We start from the raw sequence: 14,037 nt of genomic DNA on the forward strand, positions 1-14,037 counted from the left end.
AGCGCGTCTGGTGCGGGGGAGCCGCTGTCTTCGGGGGAGGTTTCGACCGGCACGGCCCCGCAGGCGGGCAGCACGCCTGATGCGGGGGAGTCCGTGACTGCCGGTGCGGCCTCGCGGGCAGGCAGCGCGTCTGGTGCGGGGGAGCCGCTGTCTTCGGGGGAGGTTTCGACCGGCACGGCCCCGCAGGCGGGCAGCACGCCTGATGCGGGGGAGTCCGTGAGTACCGGCGCGGCCCCGCAGGCGGACCACGCGCCCGGTGCGGCGGAGCCGGTGTCTTCGGCGGAGATTGCGCCCGGTGCGGCCCCGCAGACTGCCGGTACCGCCGATGCGGCGGCGGTGTCTTCTGCGGCGGCTGCGCAGGCGGGCCGCATGACTGGTGCGGCGGAGCCGGTGACTCCGGCCGATGCGGCTGCGCAGGCGGGTAGCGCTCCTGGTGCGGCGGAAAAGCCGGAACCGGGGCCGGAATCCACTGGGAGGCACGCGGCCGGAGCCGGGAGTCGTGAGCAGACGCCGGTCGGGGAGTCGGTTCGACGCGCGGCCGAGCGCGCCGAACGAGTCCAGGCGGACGCCGCCACCGCCGCCGAACGCGGCGCGGCGGGAATTCCCGGCCCGGTGGCGCACCCGGGCCGCACCCTGTTGGAGACGCTCCGCGACAAGCCCGTCCTCGCTGCGATTCCCGCCTCGGTCCTGGCTTTCATTTTCTGGCGCGCGTTCCGTCGAGGCTGACCCCTTACACGCGCCGCCGGTAGAACTGCCGAGATCCGCCCTCTGGCCCGGGATCCGCCTCCTCCGCGGGATGGAAGCCCAGGTTCTCGTAGAACGCGCGCGCACCACTGGCGACCGCGCCGGGATGGTCGGGCCCGAAGGTGACCACTTCGAGCGTGCCGGGAGTCGGCACGTAACGGCGGATCGCGTCCGTGGTCAGCGCCCGGCCGATCCCGTGCCCGCGCGCCTGTTCCGCGACGACCAGCCAATGCACCCGGTAGGTCGGCGGGTTCGAGCCGAACAGGATGCCGCCGAGCACTTCCGCCCCCGCGGACCGGGCGACGAGCGCCGTACCGCGCCGCACGTGCCGCAGCACCGCGGCGCGAAATCCGGCATCGTCGGCGGACGCGCCGAACCAGTGCTCGACCTGCCCCGCCAGTTCGAGAAAACCGGCGAGGTCGTCCTCTCGCGCAAGCCTGACAATCATCCGCGCCATCGTGACACCATCGGCCGCCGCCGTCGACTCGAAGAGACCTCAGTCGGCGGCGGGTCGCAGAGCGATGTCGAGCTTGGTGCGGAAACGTCCGAAGTGCGGGTCGGTGTCGTAAAGGGCGAATCCGTCCAGTTCCCACCATCGTTCACCGTCGAACTCGCGCGGATCCAGGGCATGGCCGTCGGCGCGGTCACCGCGGATGACATACCAGAGGCTGACGTCCTCGTGACCGGAGTCCGAGCCGACCGTGGTGGTGACGGTGAGGAACAGCGGGTCGGGCCCGATGACGTCGAATCGGGCCTCGACGCCGATCTCCTCGGCCGCTTCTCGCCGCGCGGTATCGAGCGGATGCTCGCCCGGATCGACGTGCCCTCCGGTCGGCAACCACAACCCGGCAAGGCGATGCTTGCCCAGCAGCACCGCCCGTGCCGCCGGATCGACCAGCACGACATAGCAGACCAGGTGCCGCGGCGGGGTCGCCGGTCTGGCCCGCCGGAAGATGTCGTCGGTCGACGCGAGCCACGCCAGCGTCGTGTCGATGTGCCGTCGCTCGAGCTCGTCGAGGGGCGCGATCCGACGCACGATCTCGGCGACCGCGGCGGTGGAGGGCTGCATGGCACGGACAGTAGCGCTGGGCACCGACAGGTTCAGCCGTCCAGCACAACGGGTTTCAGCCGGGCCGTGTACGCCGCGGCGCGGTCGAGCGCGTCGGCGGCCGCCGCGAGTTCGATCAGCGCTTCTTCGAAGACTTCGCGTGCCCCGGCGACGCAGTAGCCGGGGGTGGTGAGCGCGCCGATCCCGTCGGTGTCGATCAGCAGCCCGGAATCCGGCAACGCGCCGTAGTCGTCGGCCAGCGCCGCGAGGTCGCGCCGCAACTCGCGTACCCGGTGCAGCAATCGGCCGCGCCGTTGTTCCAGGATCAAGGGATCGATCATCGGTGCCTCGTTTCGATCGACGCGTGCTCTTTCGCAATCTACCGAGCGCGGCACCGATGTGCGGCCCGGCCGCCGGGCCGGGCCGCGAACGCCCTATGGTCGCAGCACCGACACCAAGAATTCGGTTTGGTCGTACACGGTCTTCTCGAAGACCTCGTCGAAATAGATGTCGAAATGCTTGGCGGGATAACGTTTCACCACCGCGTGCTTGGTGCGTTCGGCGGCGCGCAGCGCCGATTTCACCGGCGCGACGGAATCGTCATCGCACAGCGCGTACAGCACCGGCATCTTCAGTGCCTTCGCGCGCCGCGCGGGTGCGTCGAAGAGTGCCGAGAATGCTACTCGCGCGGCCACTTTCGGCTCATAGGTCTCGCTCTCGTCGGTCAGCCTGCGAAAGCCGTCCGGTACGTCGGGCGCGCTCATCAGCGCCGCGGCGCCGCGGCGTCCGGCCAGCCGAATGCCGACCGGCTTGCGCCGGAGCGTGCCGAGCAGCAGGTCGGTAGCCGCGATGGTGGTGACCTTGACCAGGCTGATCGGCCCCTTGGCCAACGCCGAGGACAGGCCGCTGGTGAACGGCACCTGCGCGACCACGGCCGCGATGTAGGCATCGTCCGGTGCGACCGAAAGCACGTGGCCGCCGCCGAACGACGTGCCCCACAATGCGATCCGGGTCGCGTCGATGCCGCGCAGCGTGCGCGCGAACGCGATGGCGGCATGCCAGTCCGCGCGCTGGCGCGCGATGTTCAGCAACTGGCGCGGCGTGCCTTGACTTGCGCCGAAATGCCGATAGTCGAATACCAGGACCGCCATTCCCGCGGCGGCGAAACGCCGCGCGTACCGATCCAGTCCCATTTCCCGATTGGCCCCCAGGCCGTGTCCCATCACCACTAGCGGGCGGGGTTTGGGTGCGCCGTCCGGGCGATATAGCCACGCCGCGCACTGTTCGCTTCCGGATGGGAAGCCGACCTCGACACGTTCCATGGCCATCAACCGTACCCAGTATCCTGTTCTGGCGGACGAGTTGGTCGGGCGGCCGCGGCGCTGGGAACGGGCACGGCTGTGCCGCCGCCCGGCGCCGAGGAAAGTCCGGACTCCACAGAGCAGGGCGGTTGTTAACGGCAACCCGGGGTGACCCGCGGGAAAGTGCCACAGAAAAGAGACCGCCCACGGCCTAGCGGTCGTGCGGTGAGGGTGAAACGGTGCGGTAAGAGCGCACCAGCGCCCCGGGTGACCGGGGCGGCTCGGTAAACCCCGCCCGGAGCAAGGTCGAAGGCCGCACCGGTTACGGTGCGGCTGCGCAGGCGCTCGAGGGCTGCTCGCCCGAGCCTGCGGGTGGACCGCTCGAGGTACCCGGCAACGGAGTGCCCAGATGGATGGCCGCCTCCCGGCTCAGGCCGGGGACAGGATCCGGCTTACAGACCAACTCGTCCGCCCGCCGGCGCGTGCTCCGCACTCCGGCTCTACTCCGCGCGAGGTCGCGTTCCGCGAGCTCGGCGGGTGTGCGAAGCACGCCGGGATAGCGCGGGGGTCAGCACATCAGTTTGGCCATTTGGTAGATCGCCTTGGCTTCCTCGGCGCTGGGCTGGGTGGCGCCGCCCGCGCGCTTGGTGATGTTCTTGACGACGTCGTCCTCGGATTTGCCCGCTTTGATGTCCCCGCAGGTTTCGGTCAGGATGCTCGCGATCTTCGCGTCGTCCTTGCCCTCGGCCAGCTTGGGGAACGCGCCGCGGAAGCTGACGAGGAACGCGCCCGCCTTCACGCTGTCGACCTGGGCGGCGGCCTGTGCCGCCGTGGTGGTGGCGGACGAGGTGGTATTGCTGGTCTTGTCGTCCCCGCACCCGGTGAGGAGCAGGGCGAAGAGGGTGGCGCTGGCCGCGATGGCGGCGGTAGTTCTTGTCACGGAGCGGCATGCTAGCCGCCTATAACCACCGCCGCCTCCCGTCAGGTTAACGGGAGGCGACGAGCAGTGGGAAAAAGAATCGCGCGGTCAGATCGGGTTGATCACGAAAACCTGCGCCCAGTACGCGGCCTGCTCCGGGCCCAGCAGCGGCAAGAGGTAGTCGAACAAAATCGATGACATAGCTGTGGAGCTCCCAAATTGTCGACGTGCGGGACATATCCAAACGTGCGGGCGAACCCACGCCCGTCACGGCGGGCCACGTTAGCAGCGCCGCCCGGGTCGTGTCGCGGGGCGAGAATTTCCGCTGTCCGATTCGTGCGGAACTGGCCCTGATCGTGATCGACGTCATAAAGTAGTCGCCGTTGGTAAGGGCCGGTGCGGGGCAGCACCGGGCCATTCATACTTCGATCGCGGGAAAGCAGGTCTCAACACATATGCGAGTAGTTCGCTCCATGGTCGCCGGCGCATTGGTCGCAGGCGCCGCTTCGGTTTTCGCGGTGCTGGGTGCGGGGTCGGCCGGCGCGGTCGCGGTCACCCCGCTGCCGGGCGGGGTTCAGGTCGACCTGAGTCCCGCCGACACGGTATGGGTGCACCAGAATCATGTCGGTCTGGCTATCGCCGGGCTGCCGCATCCGTCCGCCGCCTCCTTCGGCGAGGCGCTGGACGCGGCGGCTCAGGTGTCGTCCTCGGTGCCGAACGGCCGGGTCACGTTCACCGTCTACGGGCCGTTCGACCAGTTGAACGGCTCCATGCTGGCGCTGCAGTAGGACCCGGCGCCCCAGCGTGGAACTCCACCAGCGGATCGTGTCGGCGCCGGTCGATTTCGGCGCCATCCGGTCCGAGTTCGGCTTGGCCTCGGCGTACCCCGCCGAGGCCAGTGCCGAGGCCCGCGACGCGGTCGACGCGTTCGCGGGCAACCGGGTCGATCGCACGGACATCCCGTTCGTGACGATCGACCCACCCGGGGCCATGGATCTGGACCAGGCCCTGCATATCGAACGCGGCCCCGGCGGCTTCCTCGTGCATTACGCCATCGCCGACGTGGGCGCCGTGATCTTCCCCGACGGCGCGCTCGCCAAAGAGTCCGGCGCCAGGGGCCAGACCTTCTATCTTCCCGACGGCACCGTCCCGCTGCACCCACCCGCGTTGTCGGAAGGGTCCGCCAGCCTGCTTCCGGACCGGACGCGCCCGGCCGCGCTGTGGACTATCGAACTCGACGAGCAGGCCGAACCGGTGCGGTACTCGGTTGTCCGCGCCCTGGTGCGCTCCCGTGCCCGGCTCGACTACTCCCGTGTGCAGGCCGACGCGGAGGCGGGTCGGCTGCATCCCTCGATCGCGGCCCTGCCGGAATTCGGCACGCGGCGTATCGAGGCGGGGCTGGCGCGCGGCGCGATCGGGCTGCGGTTGCCCGCGCAAAGCGTGGTCCAGGACGAGCACGCCGACGGGCACTGGCGCCTGGTGGTGGAACCGCGCACCGCCGCCGACGACTGGAACGAGCAGGTCTCGCTGCTGACCGGCATGTGCGCGGCGCGGATCATGCTGGACGGGCACGCGCCCGCACTGGACCGGGTCGCGCTGCTGCGCACCATGCCGCCACCGTCGGAATCCGCGATCGAGTCGATGCGCCGGACCGCGCAGGCGCTGGGCGTGGCCTGGCCCGACGGCGAAGCTGTCGGCCGGATGCTGGCCCGGCTGGACACCGGCACTCCCGCGGCACTGGTCCTGATGTCCGAGGCGACGAGCTTGCTGCGCGGTGCCTCCTACACCGTCGTCGACGGCGCGGCAGGAGCGCCGCACGCGCCGGAAGCTCTGCGGCACAGCGCGATCGGCGCGCCGTACGCGCACGTCACCGCTCCGCTGCGGCGGTTGTCGGACCGGTTCGCGACCGAGATCTGCCTGGCCCGGTGCGCGGGGGCCGAGGTGCCGCGCTGGGTGCGGGAGGGGCTGGTGAGCGCCGCCGAGACCATGCGGCGCAGCGACAGCGTCGCGGGCAAGATCGAACGCGCCTGCATCGACCTGACCGAATCGACCCTGCTCGCGCCACGTACCGGAGCGACGTTCGACGCCGTCGTGGTGCGCGAGGCCAACGGCAACCGGCCCGCCGTGGTCTTCGTCGCCGACCCGCCGGTGCTGGGCCCGTGTGAGGGGAAACCGCCGGAAGGCGAGACCGTGCGGGTGCGGCTGCTGTCGGCCGACCCGAGGGAACGGAAGGTGTCCTTCACCTTCCCTGCGTGAACGGCAGCGGCGGCCGCGCCGTACACGACCTCGTCTCGCGAGCGTGCCGATGAGCAGAGGTCTGCACTGCGGCCGACCGTGGGTTGCGGCCGTGTTGTCGATTGTGGGCCAGCGAGCCGTGTTGTCGATTGTTGGCCAGCGAGCTGGGTTGACCGACCGTGGGCCAGCGAGCTGGGTTGACCGACCGCGGGCCAGCGAGCTGGGTTGATCGACCGCGGGCGGGTGGCCGCGTTGCCGACCGGACACGAGGCGGCCCGAATTGCCGACTCCGGACGCGCGGCCGCGTCGTATCCCGGCCGCGGACGACCGCTACCGGTCACGGCACCGCCCGCGGCGCTGCTGGTCGGCGAACGCGGTGATCGGCTCGTCTCGACCGGCTCAGCGCCGGGACACCGGATCACCCCGTGATGACGGCCGCTCCGAACAGCGCCGCGGCGGTGGCCGGATAGCGGCTCAGTTCACGGCCCGCCGCGGCGTCCTCCGTGGCCGCGAGGGCCTCGTACAGGCCGGCACGCTCGCCCGCCGCCGCGGCCTCGGCCGCCCGGTGCAGGATCGCGTCGTGCGACTCCACCGCGTCCCGATGGTCGCCGAGCACGGTCTGCAGCTTCTTCGCCCGGACGCCGCGATCGGCGGCGTCGTCGCCGAGGACCTGCTGCGCTGCCTCGCACGAGTACCGCAGCCGCTTGGCGCTCTTGCGGATGTCGTGCAGCAGTTCCACCCGTTCGAGCGGATCGACGGTGGGCTCGGCGCGGATCAGGGATTCCACCCGGTCGAGGTCGCGCCGCAGCACCTCCCGGAACACGTCCGGCGCCGCCACATCGGCGCGTGAGTGGCGCAGCGGCGGGTCGGTGCGCCATCGGGACAGCTCGTCGCGCAGCTCGCGGTAGCGGGCGCCGTCCAACGCGGTCAGCACCTCGTCGTGCGCCGCTCGATAGCGCTCCCGCTCGGCGTCGACCAGCCGCGCGGTGACCGCGTCGACCTCCGCCGGGTCGGCTCGCTCGGCATGATCGGCCAGCAGCGTGGCGAACCGATCGGCGCGCACCTCCGCGTCCCGCGCTTCACCGAGCAACCCGGCCAGCCACTTGAGTTCCGCGCCCATCGCGGCGGCGGGCTTCTTGGCGAGCAGTTTGCCGTAGGACCGCAACACGCTGCGCAGCCTGCGGGTGGCCACCCGCATCTGATGGACCGAGTCCTCCGCGTCCGCGCGGACCTCGGGTTCGGCGGCCGCGAGCCGGTCGATGTCCTCGCGCAACGCGTCCACCAGAGCGGACCCCGCCGTGATCACCGTGCTGGTCCGCGCTTTCGCGAATCGGTCGGTGGCCTCGACCAGGTGATGCGTGATGCCGGGCTCGTTCGCCGCGTGCCCCGCGTCGTCGACGATGTGCAGGACCGACCCGGGCCAGGCTCGGTGCAACTCCCACGCGCTGACCGCGGGACAGACGATGTCGTGGCGGCCCTGCACGAGCACGGCCGGGATATGCGCGATGGCGTCGATGTCACGCAGCAGCTGGCCCTCTTCGAGGAACCCGCCGTGCCGGAAGTAGTGATTCTCGATCCTCGCGAACGCCAGCGCGAATCGCGGCTCGGACGTCTCGGCCACCCGATCCGGATGCGGCAGCAGCGAACTCGTCGCGCCCTCCCAGCTGGACCAGGCGATCGCGGCCGTGCGGGCGATGTCTTCGTCGGCCGAGTGCAGCAGGCGGTGGTAGACCTCGACCAGGTCTTGATCGCGTTCGTCTTCGGGCACCGGCGCGAGGAACTTCTCCCACTCGTCCGGATAGACGTAGCCCGCCGCGCCGTTGTAGTACCAGTCGATTTCCTTGCGGCGCAACAGGAAGATGCCGCGCAACACCAGTTCGGTCACCCGATCGGGGTGTCGCTGCGCGTAGGCCAGCGCGAGCGTGGAGCCCCAGGAACCGCCGAACACCTGCCAGCGATCGATGCCGAGATGTTCGCGCAGCCTCTCGATGTCGGAGATCAGGTGGCCGGTGGTGTTGTGTTCCAGACTCGCGCCGTCGGCCAGGTGCGGAGTGGAGCGGCCGCAACCACGCTGGTCGAACAGCACGATCCGGTAGGCGGCCGGATCGAAGAAGCGCCGATGGAACGGCGCGGTGCCGCCGCCGGGCCCACCGTGCAGGAAGACGACCGGCTTACCGGCCGGATCGCCGCTGACTTCCCAGTAGACCGACTGACCGTCGCCGACAGCAAGCATGCCGGAGTCATGCGGCTCGATCTCGGGATAGAGGGTGCGCATCCGGCCGCCCGGCTCAGAACGCCAGACCAGAGGCCAGATCCGGGATGCCGAGCGCCTCCACGGCCTGCTGACGGACATCCGGGCAGCTCTTGACGGTGGCGCGGTCGACGATCGGCTTGTCGGCCAGCACCGCGCCGTTGATGCCGCCGTTGCGCAGCGCCCACTCGTGCACCAGGGCGTTCAGCCCGATCTTGCCCAGGGTCCCGCCCTGGATCCGCCAGTTGGACAACTCCGGCCGGATCATGTCGCACAGCTGGGTCGCGGCCGCGTCGGAGATCTCCGGGCTCGTCGGCGTGACGCGGCCGGAGGTCGTGCCAGGAGCGGCGGTGGCCGACACCGTGGTGGAACTCGAGCTGCCGGTGGGCGCCGGGCCCGAGTCGCTGCCGCAAGCGGTCAACGCGGCGGCGGTGAGAGCGCCCGCCACCAGCAGGGTGCTGCGTGAAATCCAACGGCTGTACGGCATGGGTACCTCTGGTCGTGTCGGTATTGTCGGCATCGAGTCTGCCATTGATTCCGCCGACCGGCCCGAACCGGCCGTTTTCGGTGGGAAGAGTTCAGCCGAAGTGCGCGCGCAGCTCGTCGAGCAGTTTCGGTGTTCATGCGACGCCCGAGCCGCTCGATGGACGGAGAATCACTGCCCGGAGACAGGGCGTCGGCCGGACTCGGTTCGCCACCGACGCAGGGTGATCGAGTGGCGTCGCTCTACCTGCCGCACTTCCCGAGTTCTATCGGTCGACGCGAATCATCGGAAGTTCCGGTCGTACCTTCGCGATCGAGTCGAAGTCCGCGTCCGCGTGAATGAGCGTCAGGCGGTGCTCGAGCGCGGTGAGCGCGATGACGATGTCCATCGGCGACGGCCCGCGATGATGGCCGATGCGGACCAGATCACGCTGCACCGCCAACACGTGGCGCCAGGGATCGTCGAGCGCGGGGTACCAGCCGAACGTGCGTCCGAGAACAGCGAAAAACGGTTCGAAGTCCTTGCCCGATCGAACGGAAACCATGAGCTCGGCTTCGACCGGCGGACAGATCGCGACGAGTCCTTGCGCCACCTGGCGGGGCCATGGATCATCGACCTGGCCGCGGAGCAGTCGCCACACGGCCGAGGTATCGGCGAGGTAGGTCACCGCTGGGGATGCTCCTCGCCTGCCAGAACGTCGAAGTCCAAAACGTCCTCGGCATTAGCCTGCAGCCAGGCCAAACTGCGGGCGCGATCGTCCGCGGTCAGGCCCGCCGCGATGGCCAAAGCCCGATTGATCGTGTCACGTTTGGTGCGTGTGCCCAGCTGCTGCTGAGCGAGTGCCAGTGCGCCGTCGTCGAGATCGACTATGGTCCGCGTCATGCTCCGCACCTCCCTTGATATACGGATATACGTCAGTATATCAAAGGGAGGTGGCGATTTCAGAAACTGTGCTCCGCCGCGGGGAAGGTGCCCCGGCGCACTTCGTCGGCGTAGGCAGCGGCTGCGGCACGCAATTCGTCGCCGACGTTGCCGAAGCGCTTGACGAACTTCGCGGTCTTGCCGCTGGTGTAGCCTGCCATGTCCTGCCAGACCAGCACCTGCGCGTCGGTGTCGGCGCCCGCGCCGATGCCGACGGTCGGAATGGTCAGCTTGCGGGTGACCTGCCCCGCCAGTTCGGCCGGGACCATCTCCATCACCACGGAGAACGCGCCCGCCTCCTGAACGGCGATGGCGTCGGCGATCAGTTGCTCGGCGCCGTCGCCACGACCCTGCACGCGGAATCCGCCGAGGGTGTTCACGCTCTGCGGGGTGAAGCCGATGTGCGCCATGACCGGGATGCCCGCCGCGGTGATCAGCGCGATCTGCTCGACGACCCGCTCGCCGCCCTCCAGCTTCACCGCGTGCGCCCCGCCCTCCTTCATGAACCGGGTCGCCGTCGCCAGCGCCTGCTGCGGGGAGGACTCGTAGGTGCCGAACGGCAGGTCGGCCACGACCAGCGCGTGCGGCGCGCCGCGCACCACCCCGCGCACCAGCGGGATGAGCTCGTCGACAGTGATCGGCACGGTGGTGTCGTAGCCGTACACCACGTTGGCCGCGGAATCGCCGACCAGCAGCACGGGAATGCCCGCTTCTTCGAACAGCCGCGCCGAGGAATAGTCGTAGGCGGTCAGCATCGCCCAGCGTTCCCCGTCGGCTTTCATCTGCTGCAGGTGGTGCACCCGGGTCTTGCGCATCTTCTTGGGCTCGGCGGGCGCCGCACCGTAGGCAGGGGTTTCCGAGTCGGATACGGACATCATCGTCCCTTTCGTCTGTGTCGCCTCGGGGCCCGTCCGGGTCCCCGGGAGTGTCTGACGATTTCAGTGTGCCACCCGCCACCGAGGCGGATTAAGGCCGATGACCGGTGCGATTGGTCACAGCGCGGCACGGGGTTTGCCCGGGGCGGCCACCGCGTTCGCCCGATGGCAGTATCGACAGCATGTCGATGGTGCGGAATGGGCGCGGTGCACTCCCGGTGGCGGTGCTGGCGTCGCTGGCTGTGCTGGTTGCGGGGTGCGCCGTCACCCGCACCGAAACGGGGCAGCCCGCACCCACGCCGCCCACCGGGCTGGAGAAGTTCTACGGCCAGGCGGTGCAGTGGGGTGACTGCACCGGATTCGGCGGGCCGGACGACCGGCTGTCGCCGAGCACCGAGTGCGCCCGGATCACCGTGCCGGTGGACTACGCGGCGCCCGACGGGCCGACCGCCCAGATCGCGATCTCCCGGACGCGGGCGACCGGGCGGCGGGTCGGTTCGCTGGTGATGAATCCGGGCGGGCCGGGAGAGTCCGGTCTCGGCCTGTCGTCGCTCGGCAACAAGACGGAATTGGCCGAGCGCTTCGACCGGATCGGCTTCGACCCGCGCGGTGTCGGTTCTTCCACCCCCTCGATCGTCTGCCAGACACCCCAGGAGCAGGACTCCGAGCGCGCCGAGCCGGAGGACGACTACACCCCGGCGGGCATCGCCGACGCCGAGGCCGACAACCGCCGGTACGCGGGCCGCTGCGCCGATCGGACCGGGAAGGAGTTCCTCGCCCACGTCGGCACCCGCGAGGTCGTGCAGGACCTCGACATCATGCGCGCCGCGCTCGGCGACCCGAAGCTGACCTACGTCGGCTACTCCTACGGCACCAAGATCGGTTCGGCGTACGCGGAACGGTTCCCCGACCACGTGCGCGCCATGGTGCTGGACGGCGCCATCGACTCCTCGCAGGATCCGGTGCAGGAGTCGCTGCGCCAGGCGGCGGGCTTCCAGAAGGTGTTCGACGCCTACGCCGCCGACTGCGCGCGGCAGCCCGACTGCCCGCTGGGCGCCGACCCGGCGCAGGCGGTGCCGCGGTTCCGCGCGTTGGTGAACCCGCTGTGGGACAAGCCGGCGCCGACCACCGATCCGCGGGGTCTGACCTACGGCGACGCGCTCACCGGCGTGCGCCAGGCGCTCTACACCGACGAATTGTGGAAGGTGCTCACGCTCGGGCTGTCCGAGCTGCGCGACGGGCGCGGCGATACGCTGCTGGCCCTGGCCGACCTGTACGACGGACGTCGCGACGACGGCACTTACGCCAACACCAGCGACGCGTTCAACGCGATCCGCTGCGTGGACGATCCGCGCATCACCGATCGCGGGGTCGCCGGACGCCAGGACGCCGAATACCGGAAAGCGGCCCCGTTCCTGGACGACGGGCGCGGCACCGGCGCGGCGCCGCTGGAGCTGTGCACCGCCTGGCCGGTGCCGAACACGAGTGAACCGCATCGCATCTCGGTGACCGGTCTGCCGAAGACGGTGGTGGTGTCGACCACCGAGGACCCGGCGACGCCGTACCAGGCCGGAGTCGACCTGGCCGACCAGTTGGGCGCCGCGCTGATCACCTATCAGGGCAACCGGCACACGGTGGCGCTGGCGGGCGGCGTCCCCTGCGTCGACGACGCGGTGATCGCCTATCTGGTCGACCTGACCGAGCCCGCCTCCGGCCTCACCTGCTGAGCCGGGCGCGCGCGGTTGCTGATCGGTCACGCGATGCTGCCCGGTCCAGAAGAATCTCACAAACCGGACGATCCGACTGTGCGGAGTCTTCCGAAAAAACCAGGTCAGCAATCTTAAGCGTGTATGTAACACAGATTTAACGCCGGATGCTTACGCTCGCGGACATGGATCGCCAGAAGGAATTCGTGCTGCGGACGCTCGAAGAGCGGGACATCCGCTTCGTACGTCTCTGGTTCACCGACGTCTTGGGTTACCTGAAGTCCGTCGCGATCGCGCCCGCCGAGCTGGAGGGCGCGTTCGAAGAGGGTATCGGTTTCGACGGCTCGGCCATCGAGGGCTTCGCCCGTGTCTCGGAGGCCGACATGGTCGCCCGGCCGGATCCGTCGACCTTCCAGGTGCTGCCGTGGGCCACGAGCAAGGGCCATCAGCACTCCGCGCGCATGTTCTGCGACATCACCATGCCGGACGGCTCGCCGTCCTGGGCCGACCCGCGCCACGTGCTGCGCCGTCAGCTGAACAAGGCGGGCGACGTCGGCTTCAGCTGCTACGTGCACCCCGAGATCGAGTTCTTCCTGCTGGAGAACGGCACGCGTGACGGCGTCCCGGTCCCCGCCGACACCGGCGGCTTCTTCGACCAGGCCGTGCACGATTCGGCGCCGAACTTCCGCCGCCACGCCATCGACGCGCTGGAGTCCATGGGCATCTCCGTGGAGTTCAGCCACCACGAGGGCGCTCCGGGCCAGCAGGAGATCGACCTGCGCTACGCCGACGCGTTGTCCATGGCAGACAACGTGATGACCTTCCGCTACCTGATCAAGGAAGTGGCCATCGACGAGGGTGTGCGCGCGACCTTCATGCCCAAGCCGTTCGCCCAGTACCCGGGCTCGGCGATGCACACGCACATGAGCCTGTTCGAGGGCGAGACCAACGCCTTCCACGACCCCGACGACCCGATCAACCTGTCGGAGACGGCGCGCGCGTTCATCGCGGGCATCCTCGAGCACGCCCCGGAGATCAGCGCGGTCACCAACCAGTGGGTCAACTCCTACAAGCGCCTCATCCACGGCGGCGAGGCGCCCACGGCGGCCTCGTGGGGCCGGTCCAACCGCTCCGCCCTGGTCCGTGTGCCGATGTACACACCGAACAAGTCCTCTTCGCGGCGCGTCGAGATCCGCAGCCCCGATTCCGCGTGCAACCCCTACCTGGCCTTCGCCGTGCTGCTCGCGGCCGGTCTGCGTGGCATCGAGAAGGGCTACACGCTGCCGCCGGAGGCCGAGGACGACGTGTGGTCGCTGACCGTCGCCGAGCGGCGCGCGATGGGCTTCCGCGAGCTGCCCGGCACGCTGGACGAGGCGCTGCAAGCGATGGAGCGCTCCGAGTTGGTCGCCGAGACCCTGGGCGAGCACGTGTTCGACTTCTTCTTGCGCAACAAGCGCCGGGAGTGGGCGGACTACCGCAGCCAGGTCACGCCGTTCGAGCTCAAGGAATACCTGGGGTTGTAATCCGAGCGATGCCCGGGGGCGGCGTGCCAC

16 protein-coding genes, 1 other RNA gene and 1 pseudogene are annotated in these 14,037 nt (G+C 69.8%); 7 read left to right on the forward strand and 11 right to left on the reverse strand.

What is annotated here, in order from left to right; all coding sequences use genetic code 11:
- Positions 1 to 369: 369 nt before the first annotated feature.
- Entirely contained in the window at positions 370 to 726 is a 357-nt protein-coding gene (locus ACIHAX_RS33225; RefSeq protein WP_397281545.1) for a hypothetical protein, read from the forward strand.
- A 4-nt stretch (positions 727 to 730) separates the two neighbouring features.
- Here the strand turns inward: ACIHAX_RS33225 and ACIHAX_RS33230 are convergent, their stop codons facing one another.
- From ACIHAX_RS33230 to ACIHAX_RS33245, 4 genes are all read right to left on the reverse strand, one after another.
- Entirely contained in the window at positions 731 to 1,192 is a 462-nt protein-coding gene (locus ACIHAX_RS33230; RefSeq protein ID WP_355072794.1) for a GNAT family N-acetyltransferase, read from the reverse strand.
- A 48-nt stretch (positions 1,193 to 1,240) separates the two neighbouring features.
- Complete coding sequence (locus tag ACIHAX_RS33235) at positions 1,241 to 1,813, reverse strand: NUDIX domain-containing protein (RefSeq protein ID WP_364427749.1); 573 nt, start codon at positions 1,811 to 1,813, stop codon at positions 1,241 to 1,243.
- Between the two features lie 32 nt (positions 1,814 to 1,845).
- Positions 1,846 to 2,133: a hypothetical protein gene (locus ACIHAX_RS33240; protein WP_355072797.1), complete on the reverse strand. Its 288-nt coding sequence runs from the start codon at positions 2,131 to 2,133 to the stop codon at positions 1,846 to 1,848.
- A gap of 93 nt (positions 2,134 to 2,226) precedes the next feature.
- Positions 2,227 to 3,114: an alpha/beta fold hydrolase gene (locus ACIHAX_RS33245; RefSeq protein WP_355072799.1), complete on the reverse strand. Its 888-nt coding sequence runs from the start codon at positions 3,112 to 3,114 to the stop codon at positions 2,227 to 2,229.
- A gap of 36 nt (positions 3,115 to 3,150) precedes the next feature.
- Between ACIHAX_RS33245 and rnpB the strand changes: the two genes are divergently transcribed.
- An RNA gene (gene rnpB, locus ACIHAX_RS33250) (RNase P RNA component class A) lies at positions 3,151 to 3,564 on the forward strand.
- 97 nt (positions 3,565 to 3,661) lie between these two features.
- Here rnpB and ACIHAX_RS33255 read toward each other — a convergent pair.
- A complete protein-coding gene (locus tag ACIHAX_RS33255) occupies positions 3,662 to 4,033 on the reverse strand; it encodes a hypothetical protein (RefSeq protein WP_397281547.1) in 372 nt (123 codons plus the stop codon).
- 452 nt (positions 4,034 to 4,485) lie between these two features.
- Between ACIHAX_RS33255 and ACIHAX_RS33260 the strand changes: the two genes are divergently transcribed.
- From ACIHAX_RS33260 to ACIHAX_RS33270, 3 genes are all read left to right on the forward strand, one after another.
- Complete coding sequence (locus ACIHAX_RS33260) at positions 4,486 to 4,800, forward strand: hypothetical protein (RefSeq protein ID WP_228827325.1); 315 nt, start codon at positions 4,486 to 4,488, stop codon at positions 4,798 to 4,800.
- A gap of 16 nt (positions 4,801 to 4,816) precedes the next feature.
- Complete coding sequence (locus tag ACIHAX_RS33265; protein ID WP_364427760.1) at positions 4,817 to 6,268, forward strand: RNB domain-containing ribonuclease; 1,452 nt, start codon at positions 4,817 to 4,819, stop codon at positions 6,266 to 6,268.
- A 204-nt stretch (positions 6,269 to 6,472) separates the two neighbouring features.
- Positions 6,473 to 6,676: a hypothetical protein gene (locus ACIHAX_RS33270; RefSeq protein WP_355072803.1), complete on the forward strand. Its 204-nt coding sequence runs from the start codon at positions 6,473 to 6,475 to the stop codon at positions 6,674 to 6,676.
- Here the strand turns inward: ACIHAX_RS33270 and ACIHAX_RS33275 are convergent.
- The 6 genes and pseudogenes from ACIHAX_RS33275 to panB all read right to left on the reverse strand — a co-directional run bounded on the left by ACIHAX_RS33275 (position 6,666) and on the right by panB (position 10,778).
- Positions 6,666 to 7,553 (reverse strand): CHAD domain-containing protein, encoded by an 888-nt coding sequence (locus ACIHAX_RS33275; RefSeq protein ID WP_364427969.1) that lies wholly within the window; start codon positions 7,551 to 7,553, stop codon positions 6,666 to 6,668. The genes ACIHAX_RS33270 and ACIHAX_RS33275 overlap by 11 nt on opposite strands.
- Before the next feature lie 21 nt (positions 7,554 to 7,574).
- Positions 7,575 to 8,522: pseudogene (pip, locus tag ACIHAX_RS33280) on the reverse strand (prolyl aminopeptidase); the annotation flags it as partial.
- Between the two features lie 13 nt (positions 8,523 to 8,535).
- Complete coding sequence (locus ACIHAX_RS33285; protein WP_355072805.1) at positions 8,536 to 8,985, reverse strand: hypothetical protein; 450 nt, start codon at positions 8,983 to 8,985, stop codon at positions 8,536 to 8,538.
- 262 nt (positions 8,986 to 9,247) lie between these two features.
- Positions 9,248 to 9,649, reverse strand: coding sequence for a PIN domain nuclease (locus ACIHAX_RS33290; protein ID WP_355072807.1), 402 nt, complete (start codon positions 9,647 to 9,649; stop codon positions 9,248 to 9,250).
- Positions 9,646 to 9,864, reverse strand: coding sequence for a DUF2191 domain-containing protein (locus tag ACIHAX_RS33295; RefSeq protein ID WP_355072809.1), 219 nt, complete (start codon positions 9,862 to 9,864; stop codon positions 9,646 to 9,648). The genes ACIHAX_RS33290 and ACIHAX_RS33295 overlap by 4 nt, the downstream gene beginning before the upstream one ends.
- A gap of 59 nt (positions 9,865 to 9,923) precedes the next feature.
- Positions 9,924 to 10,778 (reverse strand): 3-methyl-2-oxobutanoate hydroxymethyltransferase, encoded by an 855-nt coding sequence (panB, locus tag ACIHAX_RS33300; protein WP_397281549.1) that lies wholly within the window; start codon positions 10,776 to 10,778, stop codon positions 9,924 to 9,926.
- Between the two features lie 188 nt (positions 10,779 to 10,966).
- Here panB and ACIHAX_RS33305 point away from each other — a divergent pair, with 188 nt between their 5' ends.
- Together ACIHAX_RS33305 and glnA are read left to right on the forward strand one after the other, a co-directional pair.
- Positions 10,967 to 12,505, forward strand: a complete 1,539-nt coding sequence (locus ACIHAX_RS33305; RefSeq protein ID WP_355072992.1) for an alpha/beta hydrolase — start codon at positions 10,967 to 10,969, stop codon at positions 12,503 to 12,505.
- Between the two features lie 164 nt (positions 12,506 to 12,669).
- Positions 12,670 to 14,007 carry a type I glutamate--ammonia ligase gene (gene glnA, locus ACIHAX_RS33310; RefSeq protein WP_355072810.1) on the forward strand — a complete coding sequence of 446 codons (1,338 nt, stop codon included), beginning with the start codon at positions 12,670 to 12,672 and terminating at the stop codon, positions 14,005 to 14,007.
- Positions 14,008 to 14,037 lie beyond the last annotated feature (30 nt).

This window comes from Nocardia sp. NPDC051929, assembly GCF_044548645.1.
Lineage (GTDB): Bacteria > Actinomycetota > Actinomycetes > Mycobacteriales > Mycobacteriaceae > Nocardia > Nocardia sichangensis.